Consider the following 12,555-nt stretch of genomic DNA (forward strand, 5'->3'; position numbering starts at 1 on the left):
CCGCAACGGTCATTATTGCGGCGCGGTCGGGTGTTTATTGTTGCCTTTCGGAGCGTAATCGTTCTGCTGGCGAAGGAATCTGGCTCATTGTTCGCTGGTGTGCGAAGGCAGGGCGATGTGGCCACGACGCAGAAGCGCTTCCATCTCGTCTGCCGGCAGCGGGTAACTGAATAGGTAGCCTTGCAGTTTCGGGCATTGCGCACGCTGCAGGAAGTCGAGCTGTTCTATGGTTTCGACACCTTCGGCAATGACCTCCAGACCGAGGCTGCGGGCCATGGCGATTATCGCGGTGGTGATCCCCGCATCATCGGCATCCTGCGGCAGGCCGCGGATGAAACTGTGTAACTCCTCAATAACCCCGGGCGTGCGTGCATGCGCTTGGGTCGGCGCCGGAAGGCTGCGGTCACCCGCAGAGCACGCGCCTGAAGTTTCGGTCGAGGGGATAGACCCACACGGTTTTGATGGGCAGCAAGGCTTGGTGGTGGACATCGAGCTTGCCGCGACCGGTGGTTTGTCCAAGGCAGAGCCAGTTGGCCGCTCGGTAAGCGGTGCCGAGAAAGCGTTCTTGCTCGACGAAAGTTTCGAGCAAGAGCGGCCGGTAACCGTATTGGACTTGCCAGTCGGCGGCGATCTCCCGGGCTGCGCGAGCCAAGATGGACGAAGCCAGATTCTTGCATTCGACCCACGGCAGGATGAGAAATCGAGCGTTGTTCACGACCCGGTGCAGGTGCGCCTGGCGTTGCGAGGGAGTCCAGCCGATATAGTGGTCGCGCGGCTGCGTCTTCCAGGCGGCGGCCGCGAAACTGAGCAAGGCGACGAGCCGTCCGCCCGCCCGAACGAAGTAGCGCAATTGGGCGCCGGGCAGCGGTTGGTAGCCGAGGTAGTGGTAACGGTCAATGTACTCGTTGTGCAGCTGCGATTCGGCGCGCTTGCTGACCCGGTGCAGTTGCAGTGTCCCCAGGGCACGAGGGCCCTCTGCCCTCAGGGGTACGTCGGGTTCGGCCTGCGCGGTGCGACGGTGCCAGGGTTTTCCGTTGTGATTGCCGTTGCGCGGAGGGGGGAGTTGCAGCAAACCGTCGGCCTGCATGCGCAGCATCGCCACGCGGCAGCTCATGTCCTTGAGCCGCCCGTCCTCGCGGCTCCAGCCAAGCTTGGCACAGACCAGCCGGGACAATTCGGCGCGCAAGGCGGCAGGATTGGCCGCGATCAACTCCCGGAGCTGGTCGAGCTCCGCTCGGCTGAAAGAGCGCCCGCAATAGCGCCAGGGAGTCGCTTCAGGGGTCACGTCAGGGAGTGCTCGCCGTCGGAGTGGCCTCGAAGATCCACTGCGCAAGAGGCGCAATTCGATGCCGTCCGAAGACGCGGTCTTCCAGATATTTCCAGAATGACAGCCCGTTCTTGCGACAGGTTTTCTTGAGGCTGGCGAAGGTGTCGCGGCAGCGGCGGCCAGACGGGCTACGGGTGGAGCCGCTGATCTTGCGCTTCTTCACGTAGTCGCGGATATCCGACTCGCTGAGGTTGTTGTGTAGGGGCAGCTCGGGACGTTGCAGCACGCGCAACAACTCCGCCTGGTTGCGGCGCATTCGTTTTAAGGCCTGATCGAGACTGGCATAGCCGGTCCGGGTGGCACAAAGCTTCCCGAAGCGTGCTTCGATCGCGGCGGCGGTGAGCGCATCAGGCGCCTCTTTGTACGCCTTGAGCGCATCGTAGATCGCCCACAGCTCGCTGCGCGTCGAGGCCAGCGCCGCGCGTTGCGGCTCATTGAAGCCCAGCAGTTTGGCGAGCACTCGTTCGGCATGGATCCAGCACAGGGCGTGGGTCAGCACATCGAACTGCCCGGCGTCATCGCTGAGGATCGCCAGATCGGGAGCGACGCCGTGCGCGACGACGGTACCGAGCAAGGCGCCTTCGGTGACCACGCGGACATGGCGCGGATCCGTGATCGCCTGCTCAGCCAACAGCGCCTGCCAGGCGGCTTGACCCGTCCATGCCGCCGGTGCCAGGGGGGTGAGTGCCTGGAGTTGAGCGCCGGGCAGCTTGTGCTCGGCCATGTAGGCCAGTGCCGCCTCGTTAAGGGTGTAGGCATCGTGCCCTGCGCGGAGCAGTTCCAGGAAATTGATCCGGCTCTTGCTGCCGGTGCTCGCGAACCAGGCGAAGCGTTCGTTGCCGATATGCGTACAGTACCCATTCTTGCCCTGATGGCGCGCACCCGTATCGTCCACTTGAACGTACCGGCTGCCTTGTAGTCCGGCTTGCAGCAGAGCGTCTTTCTCGCGATGGAAGTCCGTATGGCCGTCGGTGATCAAGGCGCTGAGCTGCCCGGCCGAGATGTCGATCTGCCACTCCCGCAACTCTTCGAGCAATAACGGCTGCGTCACATGGGCATGGTGGTACTGATAGAGGATGAAAGCGCGCAGCTGCGGGCCGAAGTGCATACCCCCGATCTCGGCAGGCAACTGCCCGATCAAGTGCTCTCCCTCGGGGGTGACCCAGCGCTCCAGCCGATAGCGGGTATTGTGCACGCCGATCCGGATGTCCTGCACCACGAAATCCTGGTAGCCCTTGAAGCGACTGTTCTGCGGAACATCCGCCGCCGGCGGCCGCTTGACCGACTCGTGGATCTCAAGCTTTGCCGTCTTGTCGCGCTTGCCACGGGACTTCGGCCGGCTCCCCTTCTCCTTCCCGCTTCGCTCGCCTTCCAGCGCCGAGGGCTTGATCACCGGTTTCGGCTTCTGACCCTTCAGCTGCGCAAGCTCATCGCGCAGCGCCTGAATCTGTTCCTGCTGCCCATGACAGATTTCCAGCAGCAGCACGACCACCGGCGTCATCTCGTCGGCAGAGATATCAGGGATACGGGGTAGTGTCCGAGGGGGCTCCGTGCTCATGCCTGCAATTGAACCACGCTTCGCGAGCTGTGTCCAGCACTACCTGCAAGCAAGAATTCCAGATTCAGCGAACGGTCGTGCCCGGGGTTATTGAGGAGTTACGGGAAGCGCTTGAGGCTGGTAGAAGAGGCAAAATTCTCCGCGTTCGAGGCCTTTGCGAATATCGCCTTCCAGTGCCAGGTGTGTCGTTGTTCGCGTCGTCAGTGTTCGCTCATACAGCTGCCAGTTGTTTCGCCCTTGCTCCTTGGCGTAATACATCGCGGTATCCGCGTGCTTGAGCAGGGTTACGGCATCGAGGCCGTCGTCGGGGAAGAGGGCGATGCCGATGCTCGAGGTGACCGCGACCTCCTGTTCGCCGATCAGGGCCGGTTGTGCAAGCAGCGTTTGTATTCGCCGGGCGACTACGCAGGCGGTCTCGGCGCTGTCGACATCGGGCAGAACGACGGTGAACTCGTCACCGCCGAGGCGTGCGAAGTGCAGGCCGGATTCGTCCAGTGCCGGCCGCGCAATGAAGGTCCCGGCGCGCAGTTTTTCCTGCAAGCGCTCGGCGATGGTCTGCAGCAGGCAGTCACCAGCGCTGTGGCCGAGGGTGTCATTGATCCGTTTGAAGCCATCGAGATCGAGAAACAGCAGCGCCATCCGACGATTCGTGCGGCGTGCGCGCAGCAATTCGCGGTCCAGGCGTTCGAGAAAACTCTGACGGTTGGGTAGGCCCGTTAGTGTGTCGAAGTAGGCCAGGCGCTGGATTTTTTCCTCGTTGTGCTTCTGGAGGGTGATGTCGCGGACGACGATGACCACCTTGTTGGGTCCGTTCGGCGCGATTCGCGCCTCGTAGTGGTGGATGCTTCCCTCTAGCGGCAACTCGAGGAACACCGATTGCAGGTCGTCTCGTTGCAGTGCCTGGTCGACACCCCGCTGGATGATGCTCGCGGTTTCGCTGGGCAGAACCGCGGCCACGTTCGCGCCGAGCAGTTCGCTGCCGGTGACGAAGAATCGCGTCGCGTAAGGTTGCTTGTAGTCGAGGCAGATTCCTTGCCGGTCGACGACCAGGATCAAATCAGGCGTCGCCCACATGATCGCCGCCTGTCGTTCCTCGAGTTCGTGCAATTCGCGGTGCTCGTCGCGCAGCCGGATGATCAGTGCGGCGAGCCAGAAAGCGGCTTGAAACAGGCTGCCGATCGGAAACGCGAAGGCCGCCAGGCGGCTGACTTCGACGCCGCTGCCGATGACCGAAAAAGCCTGCACCCCGCCGCCGAGCAGGGTCGCGCCCAGCCCCAGGGTGAACAGGCGGAGCGAGGCATCGCCAGTGAACACGCTCCTGACCAGCAGCACCATGGTGGCCACGGCAAGGACGAAGAGAACGGCTGCGCCGGCGCGGTAGCCGGCCGCGTGCCATGCCGAACCGAGGAAGAAGATCGCGCTGAGCAGGACGGAGCCGGCAACCGCGGCGCGAACCTTGCCACGAAGCTGCAGGAATTCGAGCGCCGCGAAGCCAATACCGAGGACCACGCCGGCCACCGAGATTGCCTGCAGGGTCGGGAAGTACTGCGGGCCAGGCCAGAACGGCACGAAAGCCGAACCGATACCGAAGTTCTGCACCAGCCAGACCTGCAGCGCGACGCAGTAAGCGGCGTAGGCCAGGGCGACGCGGCTGCCTGCGTAAGCGCCGAAGCCTACGGCGACGACAATCATCATCAGCAGGATGCCGCTGTAGGCCCCCAAGCCAACCCACAGCACGGTGTTGTCGCGCACGAAGCTGCTCTCGTTGGCGAGCATGATCCAGGGGCGGATGGCTTTGTAGTCCTGCACGATGGCCGTGATTACCGCGCCTTCTGGCAAGGCAGGAAGGCGCGCAAAGGGGAATGGGCTGACGATGTCACGGTGGCCAAACGGCAGGCCGCGACCGGAAATCGACAACCAGGGGCAAGCATTGACGTCGGTGGCGACGACAATGAAGAACTCGGCAATCGGTTCCTGCAGGTAGACGATCGGCGATCCGTTAGCCCACTGATGGCGCTCGATGGCGATCTGGAAAGCGCGCGCTGGCTTGGTAAGCGACAGGTCTGGCAAGGACAGTTTTTTACAACCCGCGCGCGCTAGCGACACCGAATCGCGCAGCTGGGTCAGCCAACGGCTCGCATCGTCCGACTTCCCGGGACCTTTTGGGGCATCCCACAAGGGCGTCAGTCCGGTCGACACGGTAGCGGCTTTCGGCGCGGTCCACTGCAGCACGAAGGCTAGCAAGATCAAAAACATCAGGCATTTGCAGAGCCGCTTGGTCATCGCACGCGTTATCCTGTCGTTTCCTGGCATGCACGCTTCCTGTCTTCGGAGATGCCGGGAAGCTGCGCGTGTTCGAGCATTGCGATCGCATTATAGGGGGGAATCGTCGTCACTTCGATCCTGGTCGCGGCTCTGCCCTGCGGCAGCAGGCTGGCGGCATCGTCAATCAGCTCAGCGTGCAGTTCGCCATCGGGGTCGGTGACGCACAGGGGCTCGAAATGCCCGCGGTAAGCTTCGGGGATCCAGATCCGGGGACGGTAGAGTGACCCCAGCGGTTCGGAGCTGGCAAGGTAGCTGCGGCAGCCGTCCCGGCCGGGCCGAATGCCGTCGCGGTAACTCCTCAATAAAATCAGGCCAGCTCGCGAAGCTTGTCCATGCGTGCGGCAAAAGCCAGTCGCTTCAAGGGCTTTCCTCGATGGCGTCCTCGGGGTGACAGACGAGCGATCGCCCATCCATGTCGCGCAGCCGGACGTTGGGCAGAAACTGGCCCTCCTGGAGGCGGCGGCTGGCCGAACAGTGGCGTGCCCATGGACGGGTCAGCGGGATGGCAAAACCGAGGAAGCTTGGCAGGGTCAGCGATGCGCGGGTTGGCAACGATGAAGTCGGTTTCCGCGAGCAGGTCGTCGATTCTTGCAACCATTGCTGCCGCAACGCGGGTAGCTCATGCTCAGCAGTCCCCACTTGGAGAGCGTCGTACGATAGCGGCGAAAGAACTGCCACGCGTGCGCCGCCAGCTTGCGTTTGGAAATCAGGCCCTTGTCCATGCGTGCGGCAAAAGCCACGGCTTTCTCGATGGCGTCCTCGGGGTGACAGACGAGCGATCGCCCATCCATGTCGCGCAGCCGGACGTTGGGCAGAAACTGGCCCTCCTGGAGGCGGCGGCTGAACAGTGGCGTGCCCAGCAGCGGGATGGCAAAACCGAGGAAGCTTGGCAGGGTAATGCGCGGGTTGGCAACGATGAAGTCGGTTTCCGCGAGCAGGTCGTCGATTCTTTGCTCCACCAGATCAAAGATCAGGCCGTAGTGGAAGACCAGACCGGCCTCCAGGCAGGAGCGGATGATTTCCTCCTGCGGCAGCAGCAGATTCTGTTTTTTGTTGAAAGCGCTGATCTGCGCGCGGCTGAACGATTCGACGCCGCTAAAAAAACCGATGCAGCCCGCTGCGCGCGCCAGCGACAGGTTGTCGGCGTTGGTGAAGAAATCGGCGGTCACCAGGGCTGCCCAGCCGCCGAATTTCCTTTGCTCGTACAGCTCCTTGAGGAGGGCCATGCGCGCCTTGAAGTGGGCGCGCGGGCCACCGAAAAAGTTTTGATCGAGGAACATGACGCACTGACGGTAGCCAAGGACCTCGATCTGCCGGCGCACATCGTCCAGGTCGTAGCTCATGAATTCGCGGCCTTCCGCGGTCATGGAGCAAAAGTTGCAGTGGAAGTTGCAGTTGCGCGAGGCCTCCGCGTAGCCGATGATGCGACTTCCGGGTAACAGATCATGGCGCGGGATGGGTATCTCGGCGGCGTGCCCGGGGCCAAAGACCGCATCGACCAGCGCGACCACCTGCTCGACATCGTCACTGCAGACGTAATCGAAATAGCGGCGGCTGAGCTTCGGCAGCATTCGCGCCAAGGGACCACCCATGGCGACGACAATGCCCGGATTGACCGTTCGGGCGTAGGCCGTGACCTGCTTCATGCGGTCGAACGCCGGGTTGAGGCCGGTCAATACCAACAACTCGGCCCATTGCAGGGCGCCAAGATCCTCGAAAGGACCGCTGCGAAACTCGCAGGCGAGGCGAATGTCGACGCGGGCGGGATCGAGCATTCCGGCCAGCATCGCCGGCGCGATGGACTGCGGCATGATCCACGGGGTGCCGCGCGCGCTGCGGTGGTTGTCGGAATAGCAGTTGAGAATCAGGATTCGTGGATTGGGCATGCCGGGCTCGGTCCGCTGTCGTCAAGCCGACAGCGCGGTCCAGGCGGATTTGGCGTTGCTATACCAGCGATGGCCAATTTCACACAGGTGATCCGTAGTCGGCAAGGGGGGCGAAGGCGAGTCCGAAGACGGTGACGCCCAGATGCCGCAACCCCGGATAGGCTGATTGTGCCATTCATCCCGCAACCATCCCTCGCCTAGCCGCTTGATCAATTCGACGTCCTCTTGCCGGCGCGAGGCGATATCCATTTCGGCGATGCGGCGAAACTCTTCGACCGTCCAGCCGGCGGGAACGCTCCACTGGCCCGTCGCTGGATCGATAACCGGCTGAATCACCGGATTCATGCGCACAATTGCGGTGTCGGTAAAGGGGCAACAGGAGACGTCGGTCGGCAAGCCGCCGTCGAGCATGAGGTGGGCAATGAAAGTGTGCGCATCCGGAGGATCGGCGATGATCGTCTTGCCCACCTTGACCAACTCCGGCAGGAAGCCGGTGCTGGCGCGCGAACGACACAGGGCATCCGGGATCCCCTCGCTGCCGCATTCGGGCAGAAAAACCGTGCTCGTGCCCAGCGACAGTACGCCGATATCGCGCGCGGCACGCCCATGGCGATGGCTTCGACAACCCCTGCCAGCACCGGATTGTTGTAGCCGGTCATGGCGCCGTCCCAAAAGCGGCAACCGTCGAATTCCGCGGGTTTGTCGAACCAGTTGATCGGTGCCGTACTCGAGGCATGCGCCGCTTCCGCCAGCGTCGCGCGCTGCTGCCGATGCGGGAAACTGGCCGCCGGGCTGCTGACATCGCTACGCATCATGCGCGCCCGGTCGCGGTCGAAGTCGTAAGTCACAAAAAGAAAGGACATGGGTCTGCCCGGTTCGTCGCGCTGTTCCCGCAGGGAAGCGATACTGTCATTGAGAATGCCGTGCAGGTTCTGCAGCGATGTGCTGCCCATGACGGGCAGGATGCGGTGCAGGAAGGCCAGCTTGCCGTCGGTAGAAAAGCGATAACCAACCGGGCTCGAGGGTGAAAAAACGCCGGTCATCAACTGCAATAGACTCCGGTACCAGGGCAGGCGCCCAAAAAGTGCGTGGCGATTGACCGGATTGTCGAACAACTCGAAGATTTGGCGTGGCGAGTAACCCTCGATCAATGCCGCAGCGACGATCGCCCCGCCCGAGCACGCCGACACCAGATCGAAATGGCTGAGCACCTGATGCCCATCCTCGCCCGGGAAAAGATCATCGAGCACCTTCGCCTGAATCAAGGCAAAGGTCCCGCCACCATCGAGCGATAAGATGCGGAAGGGCTTTTTGCCGGACCTGGCTTCCATCGGCAAGGCGTCTGTCGGCGAGGCTTCCAAAGTGGTACCGAGCTTCCTTTTTCTTGTTTTGCGATTTCAAGCAAATGATATTATGCGGCAAACTGCCCCGGATGGGTTAGGTACGGGCTCGGTTGACGGGGTTCACGCTTGCCGGGTCGCGTTGAGGCAGGGGGCGCGGATGCCCCTGGCAGGATGTCCGGGGCCAGGCGCAGGCTGGGCGGCCAGGGGAACTCATGCCGCTGCGGCTGGCAGGCATTCCACAGCGGTCGTGGCCGTCAGGTCATCGGGTCTTTTGCTGAAGGGCTGGCGCCGTTTGCGTTCGCCAGCTTGCTGACCAGCTTTTCGTAGCCGTTCACCCCGGCCCGACGGTAGATGTCCTTCACATAGTCGCGCACCGTGTGCGGCGAGAGCGCCAGGATTTCGGCCATCCTGTTCCAGGCCAATGATCCTGCTCTATCGGTCGCACTTGCCGTCCGAAAACGAGGCAGTCGATGAGCCCGGCAGCGGCTTGTCACAAATCTCCCTTCTCGTCCAGGCTGGAAAGGCAGCGACTGAAGCTCATCGCTCAGCGCCTCAGGCATAAGCTTTCGGGACTCAACTTCATGACTCAGAGAGTCAGCGGTGAGGCTCAAAGGCTCAACTTCATGACTCAGAGAGTCAGCGGTGAGGCTCAGAGACTCAACTTCATGACTCAGAGAGTCAGCGGTGAGGCTCAGAGGCTCAACTTCATGACTCAGAGAGTCAGCGGTGAGGCTCAGAGACTCAACTTCATGACTCAGAGAGTCAGTGGTGAGGCTCAGAGACTCAACTTCATTCCTCCGCGAGTCGGTAAGGCTCGTCGAACCGCTGTGGCAAAGGCTCCAAGGCGCTCTATGTCGTTTCGTGTGGAACGGGCGCTGGTTTTGGCGGTTTGAGGGGGCGGCGATGTCAAGGGCGGACGCAGTCCGGGCGCAGCCGAACCCTTTACATCGCTGCCCGCTCGCTTACGCTTCCTCCGGGCCGAGGAAGGCAGTCTGCCGCCCTCGGCATGGAGGACAATAGCGGCCTTTCCTCTCGCGGCCTCTTCCTCATGATTGAAACGCTGTTCACCCAGGCTCTGGGCCTCGTTGCTCCTTGGCAGGTAGCTGAAGTCATCTTCAAGCCAGAGTCGGGACGGATCGATTTCCAGGTCCGATTTGGCGCGGCCAATCATGCTTGCCCGGCTTGCGGTGCGGCAGCGCAGCCGCTGCATGACCGCTTGGCGCGTTCCTGGCGCCATATGGATTTCTTTCAGTACGAAGCCCACCTGCATGCCGAGGTGCCGCGAGTGGCCTGTGCCGGTTGCGGCAAGGTCACGCAGATCGCCGTGCCTTGGGCGCGTGAAGGCAGTCGCTTCACCCTGCTGTTCGAGGCTTTGACGCTGATGCTGGCGCCGACCATGTCGGTCCTGGCGGCCGGCCGACTGCTGCGTGTGCGCAGTCGCAGACTGTGGCGCGTGATCAATCATCATGTGGGCCAAGCGCGTGCGCAGGAAAGTCATGCCGAGGTTCGCGTGATTGGCGTCGATGAGACCGCCAGTAAGCGCGGCCAGACGTACATCTCTGTTTTTTATGATCTTGATGCACAGCGCTTGCTGTTTGCGACGCCGGGACGGGACAAGGCCACGCTCGGGAAGTTCGCCAGCGACCTTACCGAGCATGGTGGTCAGCCGACCGCGATCACCCATGTCAGCATGGACATGAGCGGCTCGTTCCAGGCCGGCGCCGCCGAGCACTTTCCAGCAGCCGAGGTCTGCTTTGACCGCTTTCACGTCGTTGCTCTGAGCAGCACGGCGCTGGACGAGGTGCGACGAGCAGAGGTCAAGAGCGAACCCGAACTGAAGGGCACCCGCTGGGGCCTGCACAAGAAGCCCGCCGACTGGACCGTCAAACAAACCGAGACCATGCACTGGTTGCAGCGCTCGAACCTCAAGACCGCACGGGCCTGGCGGATCAAGCAGGCGCTGCGCTCCATCTACGCCACCGCCACGACACCTGACGAGGCCACGCCCCTGCTCAAGCGCTGGCTCAGCTGGGCCAGCCGCTGCCGACTCGAACCATTCAAGCGCCTCGGCAGGACGATCACCAAGCATCTTCCTGGCGTACTCAACGGTTTTAACGCCGGCAAACACAACGGCCGCGTCGAAGCGATGAATCGATCGCTCCAGGAGGCGCGCGCACGGGCGCGCGGCTATCGCCGCGTCGAAAACTTCATCGCCATGGCCTACCTTATCGCTGGGAAGCTCACTCATTTGCCCGCCTCGCCCTTCGCCCCGTTCTTGCCCGTTCCACAGGAAACGACCTAAACCCACTGCCACGGGTAATCGAAGCTCCGATAGACGCGAGCGTTGTCTGAAATTGTGTCTGCGCAAACATTGATTCGCTGGAGCGCCTTGTGATAATCGATGTCGAGGCTAGTGGTTGCGGCGCTGTAGCTGACTTCGATCTCGTCGATGAAGGTGCCGTCGGCTTTCGCTTTACGCAGCAAACACGTTCCTGCGTCGATGAGCCGTCCGCTGCCCGGCGATCATGAACGCTCGGACTTGTGCGTTTGGGAACGTGCATTCATTCAGTTGCGTTACGCACAGACCGCGTAGCTCGCCAACCAATCGTTGCCGCAGCGCACGGTAGGCCGGATCCCTGATCATCGGTGCTGCGACGATCAGTCCCAACGCCTGTACCGCGCTCGGCCAGTTCCCAGGCACGAGCGACGAAAGCGACGTCCCCGCGTACCCATTCGCCACCGCCGGCCGGGATGGTCAGGCCAGACATGGCAAGCATTTCTTCGAGTTCCGGCGACGATGGGATTGTAGGGTCGAAAGGGTGAGTAGCGTTGGTCAGGATGCGGTCATCCGGTTTCGGAGTGCGGCGCACGGCGAACTGAGTCATCAGAAGGTCCGCAGCCCGCCGCTGAACACGCCATGCTGCTCGACGTGATCGTTGTACGTCGCGATCGCTGTCCGCTTCTTCTCCGCGCCAGCCATTGCTCGCGCTGCCGCTGCTTGCGGGCTTCGCGTACGGTCTGTGTTGATGTCCATTTCCCTGGCCTTGTGCAGCCGGTCCGCGTTGGCGCGGGGATTTGCCGCCTTCTTGGGCGCTTGGCTGTCATCGGCGGCGTGCATGGCGGGCGTCCTGTTCGTGTTCATGTGCACCGTGTATTCGCATCTCGATACGCGAGGTGGCGACAGTGCCGGAGTTTCAGCCGGGTAAGCGGAGCTTCCCCCCCGACGGGCCGGGCGACACTTGCAGGCGCGTAGAACAGCGCTTGATCGCCTGCCGGTGCGCGCTATCCTCCCTGCTTGTGGCGAGCCATATGCCGCAGATAGGCGATCACCTCGTCGATTTCCTCGGGGGTCAGCTCTGTTGGCGGCATTCTTGCGCGGGCGCGGAACTGGTTTGGATCGTGCAGCCACTGACGCAGAAAGCTGGTGCTGCGGTATTCAGTGATGTTCTTCGGAATGTTCAACTCGGGGCCGACTTCGCCTCCCTGCAGGTTGACCGAGTGGCATTTCAGGCATTGCTCGCGAAAGATGGTGAAGCCCCTGGCGACTGCGCTGTTCGCGGATACTCCCGTGGGAAGGACCAGAGGGAACTTGCTGGCGAAGGAGACGGCTTCGATGCGGTTCATTTGAAATGGCCAGGAAAACACCTTCGAGTCCGAGGTGTTGGCGCTGACGACGATGAATGGCGCCGGATTGGTCATCGTCTTGCCGGTGGGGATGAGCGACCACTGGCCCGGGATGCCGTCTTCGCCGTAAGCGAGCCGGAGGTCGAGTTTCGCGACGTTGGCCACGGCGGTGCTGCTCTGGTAGCCGTCCAGGCAATGGAAAACCAGATCTTCGGCGTTGCTCGCACCCATCAGCTTGAGAACATCGGCGAGCGAAAACGTGAGGTAGCGAACCGGTCGCCCCAGATCCGGATTGATGACCTCGATCTCGCGTGTTTCCAGACTGTCACGCAACTCGTCGAGGCTGAGACTGTGACTGCCGCGCTCACTGTCGACGGTCAGCGTGGGATTGGCGGATTGCGCGAAGAGCGATGGACTGATCAGGAGGATCGCGAGGGCGAAAATAGATCGAGTAAGGAATGCGTTCATGGAGATCCCTGTGTCGTTTCGCTT

The 12,555-nt window shown here is 62.3% G+C and carries 14 protein-coding genes; 1 reads left to right on the forward strand and 13 read right to left on the reverse strand.

The genetic code is table 11. The features are described 5' to 3' along the window. Nucleotides 1-84: 84 nt before the first annotated feature. The 10 genes from V5B44_RS26225 to V5B44_RS26270 form a co-directional block, all read right to left on the reverse strand. Complete coding sequence (locus tag V5B44_RS26225) at nt 85-489, reverse strand: EAL domain-containing protein (protein WP_332362278.1); 405 nt, start codon at nt 487-489, stop codon at nt 85-87. Further along, a complete protein-coding gene (locus V5B44_RS26230) occupies nt 404-1,096 on the reverse strand; it encodes a DUF4338 domain-containing protein (RefSeq protein WP_332362303.1) in 693 nt (230 codons plus the stop codon). Before V5B44_RS26230 ends, V5B44_RS26225 begins: the two co-directional genes overlap by 86 nt. Nucleotides 1,097-1,286: 190 nt before the next feature. After that, a complete protein-coding gene (locus tag V5B44_RS26235) occupies nt 1,287-2,885 on the reverse strand; it encodes an IS66 family transposase (RefSeq protein ID WP_332362280.1) in 1,599 nt (532 codons plus the stop codon). A gap of 87 nt (nt 2,886-2,972) precedes the next feature. Further along, on the reverse strand, nt 2,973-5,141 hold the full coding sequence (locus V5B44_RS26240) for a putative bifunctional diguanylate cyclase/phosphodiesterase (RefSeq protein WP_332362283.1): 2,169 nt from the start codon (nt 5,139-5,141) through the stop codon (nt 2,973-2,975). Nucleotides 5,142-5,176: 35 nt separating this feature from the next. After that, a complete protein-coding gene (locus V5B44_RS26245) occupies nt 5,177-5,512 on the reverse strand; it encodes a hypothetical protein (protein ID WP_332362285.1) in 336 nt (111 codons plus the stop codon). 55 nt (nt 5,513-5,567) lie between these two features. Further along, the gene (locus V5B44_RS26250; protein WP_332362287.1) at nt 5,568-5,762 is read right to left on the reverse strand and encodes a hypothetical protein; all 195 of its coding nucleotides are present in this window, start codon (nt 5,760-5,762) and stop codon (nt 5,568-5,570) included. Next, nucleotides 5,741-7,096: a B12-binding domain-containing radical SAM protein gene (locus V5B44_RS26255; protein ID WP_332362289.1), complete on the reverse strand. Its 1,356-nt coding sequence runs from the start codon at nt 7,094-7,096 to the stop codon at nt 5,741-5,743. Before V5B44_RS26255 ends, V5B44_RS26250 begins: the two co-directional genes overlap by 22 nt. 21 nt (nt 7,097-7,117) lie before the next feature. Next, nucleotides 7,118-7,441 carry a hypothetical protein gene (locus V5B44_RS26260; protein ID WP_332362291.1) on the reverse strand — a complete coding sequence of 108 codons (324 nt, stop codon included), beginning with the start codon at nt 7,439-7,441 and terminating at the stop codon, nt 7,118-7,120. Further along, nucleotides 7,438-8,427 carry a patatin-like phospholipase family protein gene (locus V5B44_RS26265; RefSeq protein WP_332362292.1) on the reverse strand — a complete coding sequence of 330 codons (990 nt, stop codon included), beginning with the start codon at nt 8,425-8,427 and terminating at the stop codon, nt 7,438-7,440. Before V5B44_RS26265 ends, V5B44_RS26260 begins: the two co-directional genes overlap by 4 nt. A gap of 266 nt (nt 8,428-8,693) precedes the next feature. Next, nucleotides 8,694-8,846, reverse strand: a complete 153-nt coding sequence (locus tag V5B44_RS26270; RefSeq protein WP_332362294.1) for a helix-turn-helix transcriptional regulator — start codon at nt 8,844-8,846, stop codon at nt 8,694-8,696. A 641-nt stretch (nt 8,847-9,487) separates the two neighbouring features. Between V5B44_RS26270 and V5B44_RS26275 the strand changes: the two genes are divergently transcribed. Continuing rightward, nucleotides 9,488-10,741: an ISL3 family transposase gene (locus V5B44_RS26275; protein WP_434735532.1), complete on the forward strand. Its 1,254-nt coding sequence runs from the start codon at nt 9,488-9,490 to the stop codon at nt 10,739-10,741. Here V5B44_RS26275 and V5B44_RS26280 read toward each other — a convergent pair. From V5B44_RS26280 to V5B44_RS26290, 3 genes are all read right to left on the reverse strand, one after another. Next, entirely contained in the window at nt 10,738-10,923 is a 186-nt protein-coding gene (locus V5B44_RS26280) for a hypothetical protein (protein ID WP_332362298.1), read from the reverse strand. The two genes, V5B44_RS26275 and V5B44_RS26280, sit on opposite strands and share 4 nt — an antisense overlap. Before the next feature lie 400 nt (nt 10,924-11,323). Then, entirely contained in the window at nt 11,324-11,557 is a 234-nt protein-coding gene (locus tag V5B44_RS26285) for a type II toxin-antitoxin system CcdA family antitoxin (protein ID WP_169065168.1), read from the reverse strand. Nucleotides 11,558-11,721: 164 nt separating this feature from the next. Next, a partial coding sequence (locus V5B44_RS26290) for a cytochrome c (protein WP_332362300.1) occupies nt 11,722-12,555 on the reverse strand: 834 nt, incomplete at its 5' end.

The sequence above is a fragment of the Candidatus Accumulibacter necessarius genome, assembly GCF_036625085.1.

Bases quoted from the DNA above. Each gene is read 5' to 3' on its own strand.
- V5B44_RS26225 (WP_332362278.1), bottom strand. From the start codon at position 489: ATGTCCACCACCAAGCCTTGCTGCCCATCAAAACCGTGTGGGTCTATC.
- V5B44_RS26230 (WP_332362303.1), bottom strand. From the start codon at position 1,096: ATGCTGCGCATGCAGGCCGACGGTTTGCTGCAACTCCCCCCTCCGCGC.
- V5B44_RS26235 (WP_332362280.1), bottom strand. From the start codon at position 2,885: ATGAGCACGGAGCCCCCTCGGACACTACCCCGTATCCCTGATATCTCT.
- V5B44_RS26240 (WP_332362283.1), bottom strand. From the start codon at position 5,141: ATGTTTTTGATCTTGCTAGCCTTCGTGCTGCAGTGGACCGCGCCGAAA.
- V5B44_RS26255 (WP_332362289.1), bottom strand. From the start codon at position 7,096: ATGCCCAATCCACGAATCCTGATTCTCAACTGCTATTCCGACAACCAC.
- V5B44_RS26260 (WP_332362291.1), bottom strand. From the start codon at position 7,441: ATGAATCCGGTGATTCAGCCGGTTATCGATCCAGCGACGGGCCAGTGG.
- V5B44_RS26265 (WP_332362292.1), bottom strand. From the start codon at position 8,427: ATGGAAGCCAGGTCCGGCAAAAAGCCCTTCCGCATCTTATCGCTCGAT.
- V5B44_RS26270 (WP_332362294.1), bottom strand. From the start codon at position 8,846: ATGGCCGAAATCCTGGCGCTCTCGCCGCACACGGTGCGCGACTATGTG.
- V5B44_RS26275 (WP_434735532.1), top strand. From the start codon at position 9,488: ATGATTGAAACGCTGTTCACCCAGGCTCTGGGCCTCGTTGCTCCTTGG.
- V5B44_RS26285 (WP_169065168.1), bottom strand. From the start codon at position 11,557: ATGCACGCCGCCGATGACAGCCAAGCGCCCAAGAAGGCGGCAAATCCC.